This is a genomic window from Pseudomonas sp. CK-NBRI-02, assembly GCF_008124495.1.
GTDB classification, from domain to species: Bacteria; Pseudomonadota; Gammaproteobacteria; order Pseudomonadales; family Pseudomonadaceae; genus Aquipseudomonas; species Aquipseudomonas guariconensis.
Map to the genome: position 1 here is coordinate 23,181 of NZ_VSJH01000003.1, position 13,134 is coordinate 36,314.

At 62.1% G+C, this 13,134-nt stretch carries 11 protein-coding genes; all 11 read right to left on the reverse strand.

The window, feature by feature from the left end:
* Positions 1-4: 4 nt before the first annotated feature.
* Positions 5-553 (reverse strand): NADH-quinone oxidoreductase subunit NuoI, encoded by a 549-nt coding sequence (gene nuoI, locus DQ397_RS02705; RefSeq protein WP_043209143.1) that lies wholly within the window; start codon positions 551-553, stop codon positions 5-7.
* Positions 554-564: 11 nt separating this feature from the next.
* A complete protein-coding gene (nuoH, locus tag DQ397_RS02710; RefSeq protein WP_043209145.1) occupies positions 565-1,572 on the reverse strand; it encodes an NADH-quinone oxidoreductase subunit NuoH in 1,008 nt (335 codons plus the stop codon).
* On the reverse strand, positions 1,569-4,283 hold the full coding sequence (nuoG, locus tag DQ397_RS02715; RefSeq protein WP_043209148.1) for an NADH-quinone oxidoreductase subunit NuoG: 2,715 nt from the start codon (positions 4,281-4,283) through the stop codon (positions 1,569-1,571). The genes nuoH and nuoG overlap by 4 nt, the downstream gene beginning before the upstream one ends.
* 132 nt (positions 4,284-4,415) lie before the next feature.
* Entirely contained in the window at positions 4,416-5,795 is a 1,380-nt protein-coding gene (gene nuoF, locus DQ397_RS02720; RefSeq protein WP_043209150.1) for an NADH-quinone oxidoreductase subunit NuoF, read from the reverse strand.
* The gene (gene nuoE / locus DQ397_RS02725; protein ID WP_043209152.1) at positions 5,792-6,289 is read right to left on the reverse strand and encodes an NADH-quinone oxidoreductase subunit NuoE; all 498 of its coding nucleotides are present in this window, start codon (positions 6,287-6,289) and stop codon (positions 5,792-5,794) included. The genes nuoF and nuoE overlap by 4 nt, the downstream gene beginning before the upstream one ends.
* 2 nt (positions 6,290-6,291) lie before the next feature.
* The gene (gene nuoC / locus DQ397_RS02730; RefSeq protein WP_043209154.1) at positions 6,292-8,073 is read right to left on the reverse strand and encodes an NADH-quinone oxidoreductase subunit C/D; all 1,782 of its coding nucleotides are present in this window, start codon (positions 8,071-8,073) and stop codon (positions 6,292-6,294) included.
* A 79-nt stretch (positions 8,074-8,152) separates the two neighbouring features.
* Entirely contained in the window at positions 8,153-8,830 is a 678-nt protein-coding gene (locus tag DQ397_RS02735; RefSeq protein ID WP_043209157.1) for an NADH-quinone oxidoreductase subunit B family protein, read from the reverse strand.
* A gap of 9 nt (positions 8,831-8,839) precedes the next feature.
* On the reverse strand, positions 8,840-9,253 hold the full coding sequence (locus DQ397_RS02740; protein ID WP_043209159.1) for an NADH-quinone oxidoreductase subunit A: 414 nt from the start codon (positions 9,251-9,253) through the stop codon (positions 8,840-8,842).
* Between the two features lie 379 nt (positions 9,254-9,632).
* Positions 9,633-10,295: a lysoplasmalogenase gene (locus DQ397_RS02745; protein ID WP_043209160.1), complete on the reverse strand. Its 663-nt coding sequence runs from the start codon at positions 10,293-10,295 to the stop codon at positions 9,633-9,635.
* A gap of 188 nt (positions 10,296-10,483) precedes the next feature.
* Entirely contained in the window at positions 10,484-11,809 is a 1,326-nt protein-coding gene (gene aceA, locus DQ397_RS02750; RefSeq protein ID WP_043209162.1) for an isocitrate lyase, read from the reverse strand.
* Positions 11,810-12,297: 488 nt separating this feature from the next.
* The gene (locus DQ397_RS02755) at positions 12,298-13,062 is read right to left on the reverse strand and encodes a secretin N-terminal domain-containing protein (protein ID WP_178113764.1); all 765 of its coding nucleotides are present in this window, start codon (positions 13,060-13,062) and stop codon (positions 12,298-12,300) included.
* Between the last annotated feature and the right edge of the window lie 72 nt (positions 13,063-13,134).

The following is a 13,134-nucleotide window of genomic DNA, read 5'->3' on the forward strand; positions in this document are numbered from 1 at the left end:
GTCCTTATGGGAGCAAGCTCTTCACGTTGATCGGCTCGGCTTCGTTCTGTGCAGCGCCCTTAGGCTTGCCAGCGATCGCCATACCCGCAACACGGTAGAAGTTGTAATCAGGGTTCTTGCCGGGGCCGGAGATCAGGAGGTCTTCCTTCTCGTACACCAGGTCCTGACGCTTGAACTCGGCCATTTCGAAATCCGGAGTCAGCTGGATCGCGGTGGTCGGGCACGCTTCCTCGCACAGGCCGCAGAAGATGCAGCGCGAGAAGTTGATGCGGAAGAACTCCGGATACCAGCGGCCGTCCTCGGTCTCGGCCTTCTGCAGCGAGATGCAGCCAACCGGGCAGGCCACCGCGCAGAGGTTGCACGCCACGCAGCGCTCCTCGCCGTCGGGGTCGCGGGTCAGGACGATGCGGCCGCGGTAGCGCGGCGGCAGGTACACGGGCTCTTCGGGGTATTGCAGGGTATCGCGCTTGCGGAACCCGTGGGAGAACACCATCACCAGGCTGCGCAGCTGGGTGCCGGTGCCTTTAACGATGTCGCCGATATATTTGAACATGGGGCAAATCCTCACTGGGCCGCGACGGCTGGCGTGTTGTAGAGCACGATCGCAGCGGTCACCAGCAAATTGATCAAGGTCAGCGGCAGGCAGAACTTCCAGCTGAAGTCCATCACCTGGTCATAGCGTGGGCGCGGAATCGACGCGCGCAGCAGGATGAACAGCATGATGAAGAACGCGGTCTTCAGGGCGAACCACAGGAACGGAACCTGTGGCAGCAGGCCGAATGGGCCGTGCCAGCCGCCGAAGAACAGGGTCACCAGCAGCGCCGAGATCAGGATGATGCCGATGTACTCACCGACGAAGAACATGCCCCACTTCATGCCGGCATATTCAATGTGGTAGCCGTCAGCCAGTTCCTGTTCCGCTTCTGGCTGGTCGAACGGGTGACGGTGAGTCACGGCGACGCCAGCGATGAAGAAGGTGCAGAAGCCGAAGAACTGCGGAATGATGAACCACAGGTTCTGTGCCTGGTAGTCGACGATGTCGCGCATGTTGAACGAACCGACCTGAACCACCACGCCCATCAGTGCCAGGCCCAGGAACACTTCGTACGACACGGTCTGGGCCGAAGCACGCAGGCTGCCGAGCAGGGCGTACTTGTTGTTCGACGACCAGCCGGCGAACAGCACCGCATACACCGACAGACCGGCCATGGCGAAGAAGAACAGCAGACCGATGTTCAGGTCAGCCACGCCCCAGACCGGGGTGATCGGGATGACCACGAAGGCGATCAGCAGGGCGCTCATGGCCACGACTGGCGCCAGGGTGAAGATCATGCGATCGACGAAAGGCGGGTTCCAGTCTTCCTTGAAGAACATCTTCAGCATGTCGGCAGCGATCTGGAACATGCCGAACGGGCCGACACGGTTCGGACCGTAGCGGTCCTGCCACCAACCCAGCAGGCGACGCTCGACGAAGCTGAGCAGCGCGCCGCAGACCACCACCGCCAGCAGGACCACGATGGCCCGGACGACGGTGAGGATCACATCGATCACTTCGGGGGTGAACCAGCTCATTGTGCTGCCTCCTGCAGACCTTCGACGGATGCTCCGAAGATGGCAGGCGGAATGCCGGCCAGGCCTTTCGGCAGCGCGACCAGGCCAGCGCCCAGCTCTTCATTGACACGCAGCGGCAGGCGCAGGGAGACGCCCGCCACGTTCAGGCTCAGCAGGGCACCCTCGTTGACGCCCAGGCGGTCGGCCTCGGACTTGGCCAGTGCCACGTAGGCGGCCGGGATGCGTTCTTGCACCGGGGCGGCGCGGGAAGAAGACTCTTCGCTGCCGAACAGGTGGTAGAACGGCACGGCAGTCCAGGTGCCGCGGGCCGGGTTGAAGGCCGCCGGGATGGTGGTGAACCAGTGCAGGCGATCGCCTTGCGGCTCGATCAGGCGCACGCCTGGATCGCCAGCGCGCAGGTGGCCGCCGACCTCGTCCTGGAACTTGTTCCAGGCCTGTGGGGAGTTCCAGCCCGGCGACCAGGCGAATGGCACCTGCTGGCGCGGTTCGGCCGAGCCCGAGTAGCCTTCCATGGAGAAGGCGAAGGCGGTGTCCTTGTCTTGCGGGGTACGCGGTTCGTGCACGCTGATGTTGGCGCGCATGGCAGTACGACCGGAATAGCGCAGCGGTTCACGGGCCAGTTTCAAGCCTTTGATGCGGAACGCGGCCGAAGGCGCTGCGTTGACGATGCCGGCCAGTTGCGGGGCGGCTTCGGCGCAGGCGCTGGTGACGTGATCCAGTTGGGTCCAGTCGACCGGCTTGTTCAGCAGGGTCGCACGCAGGGCGTGCATCCAGCGCCAGCCTTCGTGAACCAGGATGCTGCTGTCGAGGTATTGCGGGTCGAACACCTGGAAGAAGCGCTGTGCACGGCCTTCCTGGCTGACCAGGGTACCGTCGCCTTCGGCGAAGGTGGCCGCCGGCAGCACCAGATGGGCGCGGTCGGTGGTCGGGGTCTTGGAGTGGTCGGCGACGATCACCACCTTGGCCGCGGCCAGGGCAGCGTCAACCTTGGCGGCCGGCACGCGGGCGTACAGGTCGTTCTCCAGCACTACGATAGCGTCGGCCTTGCCGCTGATGACGGCATCCAGCGCGGCGTCGACGGACTCACCGCCCATCATGGCCATGCCGAGGCTGTTGGCTTCTGGCACCACCAGGCTCAGCGAGCCGTTCTTCTCACGCAGCTTCAAGGCCTTGGCGATGTTGGCGGCGGCTTCGATCAGTGCGGGGTCGGCCAGGGAAGTGCCGGCGACTACCAGCGGACGCTGGGCTGCGACCAGGGCATCGGCGATGCGCTGGGCCAGAGCCTTGGCTTCGGCGTCCAGGCCGTCAACGGCAGGTGCGCTCGGATCGATGGCGTGGGCCACGGCGAAGCCCAGGCGAGCCAGGTCCGCCGGCGCTGCGTGCACGCACTCCTCGGCGACGTCGTCGAGCTTGGTTTCAGCCAGCGAGGCGATGAACAGCGGATACAGCGCGTGCTGGCCGATGTTCTTGACCGCAGCGTCCAGCCACGGTTGTACGCGCATGGCGTCGGCCATGGCTTCGGCCTTGCCCTTGGTGGCCTGGCGCACGGCCAGTGCGACGCGGGCGGCGGTCTGGGTCAGGTCTTCACCGAGGACGAACACAGCGTCGTGGTCTTCGATGTCGCGCAGGGTCGGCACGGGCAGCGGGCTATTGTTGAGCACCTCGAGAGCAAGGCGCACGCGGGCCAACTCGCCGGCTTCCATACCCGAATAGAAATAGTCGGCGCCGACCAGCTCACGCAGGCCATAGTTGCTTTCCAGGCTGGCGCGTGGCGAGCCGATACCGACGATGGTGCGACCGCGCAGCAGGTCGGCGGCTTTGTCCAGGGCAGCGTCCAGGCCCAGCTTGGTGCCGTCGGCCAGGTGCGGTTGGCGTGGACGGTCGCTGCGGTTGACGTAGCCATAGCCGAAGCGGCCACGGTCGCACAGGAAGTACTGGTTGACCGAGCCGTTGAAGCGGTTCTCGATACGGCGCAGTTCACCATAGCGCTCACCGGGGCTGATGTTGCAGCCGCTGGAGCAGCCGTGGCAGATGCTAGGGGCGAACTGCATGTCCCACTTGCGGTTGTAGCGCTCGGAGTGGGTCTTGTCGGTGAACACGCCGGTCGGGCAGACCTCGGTCAGGTTGCCGGAGAACTCGCTCTCCAGCACGCCGTCTTCGACGCGACCGAAGTACACGTTGTCGTGGGCGCCGTAGACACCCAGGTCGGTACCGCCTGCGTAGTCCTTGTAGTAGCGAACGCAGCGGTAGCAGGCGATGCAGCGGTTCATCTCATGGGCGATGAACGGGCCGAGGTCCTGGTTCTGGTGGGTACGCTTGGTGAAACGGTAGCGGCGCTCGTTGTGGCCGGTCATTACCGTCATGTCCTGCAGGTGGCAGTGACCGCCTTCCTCGCACACTGGGCAGTCGTGCGGGTGGTTGGTCATCAGCCATTCGACGACGCTGGCGCGGAACGCCTTGGATTCTTCATCGTCGATGGAGATCCAGGTGCCGTCGGAGGCAGGGGTCATGCAGGACATGACGATACGACCGCGGGTGTCGTTCTCGTCGGTGTACTGCTTGACCGCGCACTGCCGGCAGGCGCCGACGCTACCGAGCGCCGGGTGCCAGCAGAAATAGGGGATGTCGAGGCCGAGCGACAGACAGGCCTGTAACAGGTTGTCCGCACCATTGACTTCGAGCGCTTTGCCGTCTACGTGGATAGTGGCCATGGTTCAAAGTTCTTCGTTGGCCCGCGTGAGCAGGCGTGGCTAATGGAAATCGGTGAGCCTGCGGCCAGCCACGAATCGTTCGGGCCGGCCTGCAGGCTGGCGGATGGCACGGACCATCCGCGATTCATCTTGTTATGCGCCGACCACGACCGGCCCGGTCGGTATCGGCTTGGCCAGGTTCGGACGCAGGGCGTCGCCAGCGCTGGCTGGGGCGACACCGGCCTCGAACTCGGACCGGAAATACTTGATGGCACTGCCCAGAGGCTCGACGGCACCCGGTGCGTGAGCACAGAAGGTCCGGCCTGGGCCGAGGAAGTTGACCAGTCCCAGCAGCGTCTCGATGTCCTCGGCACGGCCTTGGCCTTTCTCCAAGGCGCGCAACATCTTCACGCTCCATGGCAGACCGTCACGGCACGGGGTGCACCAGCCGCACGATTCCCGGGCGAAGAACTCTTCCATGTTGCGCAGCAGCGAGACCATATTGATGCTGTCGTCGACCGCCATGGCCAGGCCCGTACCCATACGGGTGCCGACCTTGGCGATGCCACCGGCATACATCTGTGCGTCGAGGTGCTCGGGCAGCAGGAAACCGGTACCGGCGCCGCCTGGCTGCCAGCACTTGAGCTTGTAGCCATCGCGCATGCCACCGGCGTAGTCCTCGAACAGCTCGCGGGCGGTGACGCCAAACGGCAGTTCCCACAGGCCAGGGTTCTTCACCTTGCCGGAGAAGCCCATCAGCTTGGTGCCGTGGTCTTCGCTGCCTTCGCGGGCCAGCGACTTGTACCAGTCGTTGCCGTTGGCGACGATGGCCGGAACGTTGCACAGGGTCTCGACGTTGTTCACGCAGGTCGGCTTGCCCCACACACCGACGGCGGCAGGGAAGGGCGGCTTGGAGCGTGGGTTGGCGCGGCGGCCTTCCAGGGAGTTGATCAGTGCGGTTTCTTCACCGCAGATGTAGCGGCCGGCACCGGTGTGCACGAACAGTTCGAAGTCGAAACCGCTGCCGAGGATGTTCTTGCCCAGAAGGCCTGCGGCCTTGGCTTCCTCGATGGCGCGGTTGAGGTTCTTGGCCGCGGTGGTGTATTCGCCACGCAGGAAGATGTAGCCGCGGTAGGCCTTCAAGGCGCGGGCACTGATCAGCATGCCCTCGACCAGCAGATGGGGCTGTTGCTCCATCAGCATGCGGTCTTTCCAGGTGTTGGGCTCCATTTCGTCCGCGTTGCACAGCAGGTAGCGGATGTTCATGGACTCGTCCTTGGGCATCAGGCCCCACTTCACGCCAGTGGGGAAGCCTGCGCCACCACGGCCCTTGAGGCCGGAGTCCTTGACGCTTTGGACGATATCATCCGCAGACATTTGCGCCAGCGCCTTGCGGGCGGCGGCGTAGCCGTTCTTGGCCTGGTACTCTTCGAGCCAGATCGGCTCGCCGTCGTCACGCAGGCGCCAGGTCAGCGGATGGGTTTCAGCCGAGCGCGCGATGCGGTTGGCCGGGCCGAAGGAAGTGATGGTCATACGTAACCCTCCAGCAGTTTGGCGACGCCGGCAGGTTGCACGTCGCCAAAGGTGTCATCGTCGATCATCAGTGCCGGGGCCTTGTCGCAGTTGCCCAGGCAGCAGACCGGCAGCAGGGTGAAGCGGCCATCGGCAGTGGTCTGGCCCAGGCCGATGCCCAGCTCGCTCTGGATCTGGCTGACCACCGACTCGTGGCCACCGATGTAGCAGACCATGCTGTCGCAGACGCGAATGATGTGGCGACCGACCGGCTGGCGGAAGATCTGGCTGTAGAAGGTGGCCACGCCTTCGACGTCGCTGGCTGGGATGCCCAGGACTTCGCCGATGGCGTAGATGGCGCCGTCCGGCACCCAGCCACGTTCTTTCTGAACGATCTTCAGGGCTTCGATGGACGCCGCGCGCGGATCCTCGTAGTGGTGCATCTCATGCTCGATGGCCGAGCGCTCGGTTTCGCTCAGGACGAAACGGTCGGTTTGGATAAGCGTGTTGTTCATGCTTAGCGGTCCACGTCAGCCATAACGAAGTCGATACTGCCCAGGTACGCGATGAGGTCCGCGACCATGCTGCCTTTGATCACCGATGGGATCTGCTGCAGGTGCGGGTAGCTCGGGGTACGGATCCGGGTGCGGTAGCTCATGGTGCCGCCATCGCTCGTCAGGTAGTAACTGTTGATGCCCTTGGTCGCCTCGATCATCTGGAACGACTCGTTGGCCGGCATGACCGGGCCCCACGAGACTTGCAGGAAGTGGGTGATCAGGGTCTCGATGTGCTGCAGGGTGCGCTCTTTGGGCGGCGGCGTGGTCAGCGGGTGATCCGCCTTGTACGGGCCTTCCGGCATGTTGCGCAGGCACTGGTCGATGATGCGGATACTCTGGCGCATCTCCTCGACGCGGACCATGCAGCGATCGTAGGCATCGCCGTTGTGGGCCAGCGGTACTTCGAACTCGAAGTTCTCGTAGCCGGAGTAGGGGCGGGCTTTACGCAGGTCGAAGTCGCAGCCGGTGGCACGCAGGCCGGCACCGGTGGTACCCCACGACAGCGCTTCCTGGGTGTTGTAGGCGGCGACGCCGATGGTACGACCCTTGAGGATGCTGTTCTTGAGCGCAGCCTTTTCGTACTCGTCCAGGCGCTTGGGCAGCCATTCGACGAAGTCCTTGACCAGCTTGTCCCAGCCGCGTGGCAGGTCGTGAGCGACGCCACCGATGCGGTACCAGGCCGGGTGCAGACGGAAACCAGTGATCGCCTCGATCACGGTGTAGGCCCGCTGGCGGTCGGTAAAGGTGAAGAACACCGGGGTCATGGCGCCCACGTCTTGGATGTAGGTACCCAGGAACAGCAGGTGGCTGGTGATCCTGAAGAACTCGGCCAACATGACGCGAATGGTGTCGACCTTCTGCGGCACCTTGATGCCGGCCAGCTTCTCGACAGCCAGGACGTACGGCAGGTTGTTCATCACCCCACCGAGGTAGTCGATGCGGTCGGTGTAGGGGATGAAACTGTGCCAGGACTGGCGCTCGGCCATCTTCTCTGCACCACGGTGGTGGTAGCCGATGTCCGGAACGCAGTCGACGATCTCTTCGCCGTCCAGTTGCAGGACGATACGGAAGGCACCGTGAGCCGAAGGGTGGTTGGGACCCAGGTTGAGGAACATGTAGTCCTCGTTGGCGCCGTGACGCTTCATGCCCCAGGCTTCGGGGTTGAAGCGCGCCGATTCCTCTTCAAGCTGCTGCTTGGCCAGGTTCAGGCTGTACGGATCGAATTCGGTGGCGCGCGCCGGGAAGTCCTTGCGCAGCGGGTGGCCTTCCCAGGTCGGTGGCATGAGGATGCGCGACAGGTGCGGATGGCCGGCGAAGTCGATGCCGAACATGTCCCAGACTTCGCGCTCGTACCAGTTGGCGTTTGGCCAGATGCCGGTGACCGACGGCAGGTTCAGGTCGCCTTCGCTCAAGGCCACCTTGATCATCACGTCGCTGTTACGTTCGACCGACAGCAGGTGGTAGAACACGCTGAAATCGGCAGCCGGCAGGCCGCGGCGCTGGGTGCGCAGGCGCTCGTCCACGCCGTGCAGGTCGAACAGCATGCTGTACGGCTTGGCAACGTTGCGCAGGAAGGAGAGGACGTCTTTGAGCTGGGCGCGGTTTACCCACAGGACCGGCATGCCGGTGCGGGTTTCTTGGGCGACGAATGCGTCTGCGCCAAAACGGTTGTGCAGTTCGACGACCACATCTTGGTCGTCAGCCTTGTAAGGCGGAATATAAATAGCGGTGTCCGCTGTCATGGTCTCGGTCGCTTTGAGTCAACGTAGAGAATGAAGCCAGGCCGCCGGCTCCTTCCGGAGCGGGCGGCATGTCGCTGGATCAGACTTCGTCGGGGCTGCGCAGGTTGGTGACCTGGATGCGCTGTTCACGACGCAGGTCTTTCTGGGCGGGCATCTCGGCACGGTAAATGCCTTGATCACCGACAACCCAGGAAAGCGGGCGTCGCTCCTGGCCGATCGACTCCTGCAGCAGCATCAGGCCCTGCAGGAAGGCTTCGGGGCGAGGCGGGCAGCCAGGCACGTAGACATCCACGGGGAGGAACTTGTCGACCCCCTGAACGACCGAGTAAATGTCGTACATGCCGCCGGAGTTGGCGCACGAGCCCATGGAGATCACCCACTTGGGTTCGAGCATCTGCTCGTAGAGGCGCTGAATGATCGGCGCCATCTTGATGAAGCAGGTGCCGGCGACGACCATGAAGTCGGCCTGACGGGGCGAGGCCCGGATGACTTCGGCGCCGAAGCGGGCGATGTCATGGGGTGCCGTGAAGGCCGTGGTCATTTCCACGTAGCAGCAGGACAGGCCGAAGTTGTACGGCCAGAGGGAGTTTTTGCGACCCCAGTTGACCGCGCCACGCAGCACATCTTCGAGCTTGCCCATGAAGATGTTCTTGTGGACCTGGTCCTCTAGCAGTTGATCGGTGACGGTTTCCCGTTCACCGACCGGGTACTGCTCGTTGGGCGCATCCGGATCGATTCTGGTGAGATTGTATTGCATGCCAAAGCCTCATTGTTTCAGCTTCGCTTGCCGCTTGCGGCGACCTTCGGGAGCCCAATCGAGCGCCCCGACGCGCCATAGGTAGACAAGACCAGCCAACAGAATTGCAATGAAAACGAGTGCTTCGACGAATCCGGTCCAGCCGCTTTCGCGGACGGACACAGACCATGCATACAGGAAGAGGGCTTCGATATCGAAGATCACGAATAGCATCGCGACCAGATAGAATTTGGCGGACAGGCGCAGACGGGCGCTGCCGACGGGCAGCATGCCGGATTCGAAGGGTTCGTTCTTGGCGCGACCCCAAGCCTTGCTACCGAGCAGGCTGGAGAGGCCGAGCATGAAGGCACACAGGCCGACGACACCCAGGAGGAAGATGGCAAAGCCCCAGTTGTGGGCGATGAGTCCTACCGAATCGGACATGCTAGAAATCCTTATACAGAGACCCAGCTCTGCAGTCTGAAATAAGTAGAGCGGCGACGCGTGTCGCGGTTGCAGTGACCAAATGTCGCAGCTGAATCAATCGGGCTGATTTTATGGGTAAACCCGGTGCAAGTAAAATTTCTGTGGCAAATTTATTCGTAGGATTAAGAACAAAAAAATCTCCTAAATGGCTGAAACCCTTGAGTTTCGGGCATTGCACGCGCTTTTGTTAATTATGTTTCTTGCATCATGTAACGACCTTTTGCGCCAGTAATGATAATTAATATCATTTGGCCTGATGTGTTGTTTTAAACCTGGCCTGACGCTTGCAAAGTTCATTTTTCCAGCGTGTATCTTGCAAATAAGAAAGCCTCTCGTTCTAGCAGCTGGGCTCGCGTCTTGCACCGCTCTGAATCAACAGTTTATCGATTGAGCCACGATAAGCCGACGCGGCGATTGCCCATTGGCCCAGCCAGTAGGCGAGAATGATCAAGAATTGGGCGCCGGCGAATGGCATGACGAAGCGGTCGATGCCGATCAGGCTGTCGGAGAACACGAACAGGCCGGCTCCGATTGCAGCCAGCCCACCGCAGGCGAGGGCGCGCCAGAGCATTGCACCAATCGCCAAGGCATAAAGCGCCACGGGTATCAGCAAGGACCCCAGGCCGTGGCTGGCCAGCAGTGCGAACAGCGCGCAGGTGAGCAGTGCACATACCGCCAGTGTGGCCAGGGCGGGGCGCCGAGTGATGCGGCAATAGGCATGCAGGTAGGCCAGGTGTGCGCAGAAGAAGGCTGCAAGGCCGAAAACGAACCAATCGCGTGGAACGGCCAAAATGATATCGCCCAGTACCGAAAAACCGAGTCCGATACTGATCCAGCGCGTATAAGGCGTCGCAGGAGCGCTGCATAGCCAGGCAATCAATGCCAGCACTGGCAATGGCTTGGCCAGCAATGCGAGCAGGGTATTGTCGCTGGCCAATGCATATATATAGAAGGCGGCGGCCGTGAGGGCGATGGCGATCAGATGGCTTGGACGGGGCATGGGCGGTCCTTGCTGCTGGGTAGCCACAAGCATAGACCCATGTTGCCGGCTGTGCTGCGAACGCTGAGGGCTAAGCGGGTTCCTACGTGGTAATCAGAAATACGTGTAGGAACAACGTTGTTGCCACTCGATAAAGAAAAAGGCCCGACACCTTTGCAGGGTCGGGCCTCGTTCGAAGGGCGTCACACTCAGTGGAACTGCTCTTCCTCGGTCGAGCCGGTCAGGGCGGTTACCGACGAAGCGCCACCTTGAATCACGGTGGTCATGTCGTCGAAGTAGCCGGTGCCGACTTCCTGCTGGTGCGCCACGAAGGTATAGCCTTTGCTGGCGTCAGCGAACTCCTGCTCCTGCAGCTTGACGTAGGCGGTCATGTCGTTGCGGGCGTAGTCGTGCGCCAAGTTGAACATGCCGTGCCACATGTTGTGGATGCCTGCCAGGGTGATGAACTGGTGCTTGTAGCCCATGGCCGACAGTTCGCGCTGGAACTTGGCGATGGTGGCGTCGTCCAGGTTCTTCTTCCAGTTGAAGGATGGCGAGCAGTTGTACGACAGGATCTGGTCCGGGTACTCCTTCTTGATCGCCTCGGCGAAGCGGCGAGCTTCTTCCAGGTCCGGCTTGGCGGTTTCACACCAGATCAGGTCGGCATACGGGGCATAGGCCAGGCCGCGGGCGATGGCTTGGTCGAGGCCGGCGCGGACTTTATAGAAGCCCTCACGCGTGCGCTCGCCGATCACGAACGGCTGGTCGTACGGGTCGCAATCGCTGGTCAGCAGGTCAGCGGCGTTGGCGTCGGTACGGGCCAGGATGATGGTCGGTACGCCAGCGACGTCCGCAGCCAGGCGGGCAGCGACGAGTTTTTGCACGGCTTCCTGGGTTGGGACCAGTACCTTGCCACCCATGTGGCCGCATTTTTTCACCGAGGCCAGCTGGTCTTCGAAGTGAACCCCGGCTGCGCCTGCCTCGATCATGTTCTTCATCAGTTCGTAGGCGTTCAGCACGCCGCCGAAACCGGCTTCGGCGTCTGCCACGATCGGTGCGAAGTAGTCGATGTAGCCTTCGTCGCCTGGGTTCTTGCCTGCTTTCCACTGGATCTGGTCGGCGCGGCGGAAGGCGTTGTTGATGCGCTTGACCACGGTCGGAACCGAATCGACCGGGTACAGCGACTGGTCAGGGTACATGGACTCGGCCGAGTTGTTGTCGGCGGCCACCTGCCAGCCAGACAGGTAGATGGCCTGGATGCCGGCCTTGACCTGCTGGACTGCCTGGCCGCCGGTTAGGGCGCCCATGCAGTTGACGAAATCTTTTTCAGGGCGGAAGGACGGGTGGGCACCTTCGGTGACCAGCTTCCACAGTTTCTCTGCACCCTGGCGAGCGAAGGTGTGCTCCGGCTGCAGGGAGCCACGCAGGCGGACGACATCGGCGGCGGTATAGGTACGGGTCACGCCTTTCCAGCGCGGGTTCTCGGCCCAGTCTTTCTCAAGGGCTGCAATTTGCTGTTCGCGTGTCAGTGCCATGGAAATAAAACCTCGTCGCATCAGTCTTTGAAGTAAGTGCTTGTGCTCTGCGGTTCAGAAGCCTGGCGGCTGTCCTGTCCGGCGGAAGGTGAGTGCGTACGAGGGAGGCTCGAAGGGGAAGAGGTGCAGGGCCGGGCGAGGTGTGGCGGCAGGTCGGCTCGTGGATGCCTTGCTGCGGTGCGACAGGACTGCCAGGTACTGCGGTGATGCGCTTCCGTCCCTCGGGACAACTTCTTCGTTGCAGTCACTATCCCGTCGAACCGCCTTGTGGGCCGTATAGACACGAGACGCCCCCAGGGGTAAGGAGGAGCGCGTCTCGAAGGCCCTTGCCAGGGCCTCTGATTAGCGGGAGCGAGGCCATCATGCCCTTGGAAAAAAGTACCTGTCAAATGTTTTGTAGTGGTTTTTTTCGCTTACTACATCTTTGGTCTAATGAGACTCTTCGGTCAGTTTCAAGGCCTTTGGTCGAGGCCTTGAATTGCCTGGAATCAGTCAAGAAGGTCGACTTTGACGCGTAATGTCATGTTTTCACCCCGTTGGGTGCTGTAGGTGTAGCTTGAGGCGCTACGTTCGGCTTGGCTCTGCTGATTGAACCCGGCCAGGGTGATCCACTCGCCGAGCTTGCCGGTGACGGTCGTGTCGGTGCTTTGAACTTTTACTACATCCTGACGTTCAAGGCTCATTCGGTCATTATTGGTGCTTATTTGCAGACGAACCGTATCGCCGCTCAGGCTCGGCGTGACATAGAAACCCTGGGTGACATTGCGGTATTCAGTGTCGCTTTGAATGCGTCCGTAGCCGTCGGTGCTGGTACTGGTGATGGGAATGCTCTGACCGATCTGGATCAACGCCGGCTGGCCTTCGCTGGCCTGGATCTGCTGCATCCCGCCCTCACGGTTGCTCGTGCCGTAATGGATGATGCGGGCGTTGCCACGGTTGTCCTGGAAGTTGCTGTCGTCGTTGTCGACGCTGATCAACAGGCGCTTGGGCGCAGTGTCGAGCTGTTGCAACAGTGCGCGCAGGTCATCGATGCGCTCAGGGCTGGCATTGACGATCAGCTTGTTCTCGAAGGTGCTGACCGTGCCGTCCTTGCCCAGGAATGACTGAGCGGTAGGCAGCAGTTCGGCGCTGGTGCGATGTTGCAGTGGCAGCACCTCGGTGGCCGCCTGGGCGGTGAGGCTGATGACCAACAGAAAAGACGTGATGAAGGGGCGTAGCGGCATGTCCATGATCTCCGCAGGTGGAATGATCATGATGGCAAATTTGTCGCGCCTCTGCTGGGTCTGGATCACAGGCTGGGCAGCTCATGTTGGTTGGGGGCTTGC

What these genes read in the sequence shown, in the direction of transcription:
- nuoI (WP_043209143.1), bottom strand. Translation starts at nt 553, where the DNA reads ATGTTCAAATATATCGGCGACATCGTTAAAGGCACCGGCACCCAGCTG.
- nuoH (WP_043209145.1), bottom strand. Translation starts at nt 1,572, where the DNA reads ATGAGCTGGTTCACCCCCGAAGTGATCGATGTGATCCTCACCGTCGTC.
- nuoG (WP_043209148.1), bottom strand. Translation starts at nt 4,283, where the DNA reads ATGGCCACTATCCACGTAGACGGCAAAGCGCTCGAAGTCAATGGTGCG.
- nuoF (WP_043209150.1), bottom strand. Translation starts at nt 5,795, where the DNA reads ATGACCATCACTTCCTTCGGCCCGGCCAACCGCATCGCGCGCTCGGCT.
- nuoE (WP_043209152.1), bottom strand. Translation starts at nt 6,289, where the DNA reads ATGAACAACACGCTTATCCAAACCGACCGTTTCGTCCTGAGCGAAACC.
- nuoC (WP_043209154.1), bottom strand. Translation starts at nt 8,073, where the DNA reads ATGACAGCGGACACCGCTATTTATATTCCGCCTTACAAGGCTGACGAC.
- DQ397_RS02735 (WP_043209157.1), bottom strand. Translation starts at nt 8,830, where the DNA reads ATGCAATACAATCTCACCAGAATCGATCCGGATGCGCCCAACGAGCAG.
- DQ397_RS02740 (WP_043209159.1), bottom strand. Translation starts at nt 9,253, where the DNA reads ATGTCCGATTCGGTAGGACTCATCGCCCACAACTGGGGCTTTGCCATC.
- DQ397_RS02745 (WP_043209160.1), bottom strand. Translation starts at nt 10,295, where the DNA reads ATGCCCCGTCCAAGCCATCTGATCGCCATCGCCCTCACGGCCGCCGCC.
- aceA (WP_043209162.1), bottom strand. Translation starts at nt 11,809, where the DNA reads ATGGCACTGACACGCGAACAGCAAATTGCAGCCCTTGAGAAAGACTGG.
- DQ397_RS02755 (WP_178113764.1), bottom strand. Translation starts at nt 13,062, where the DNA reads ATGATCATTCCACCTGCGGAGATCATGGACATGCCGCTACGCCCCTTC.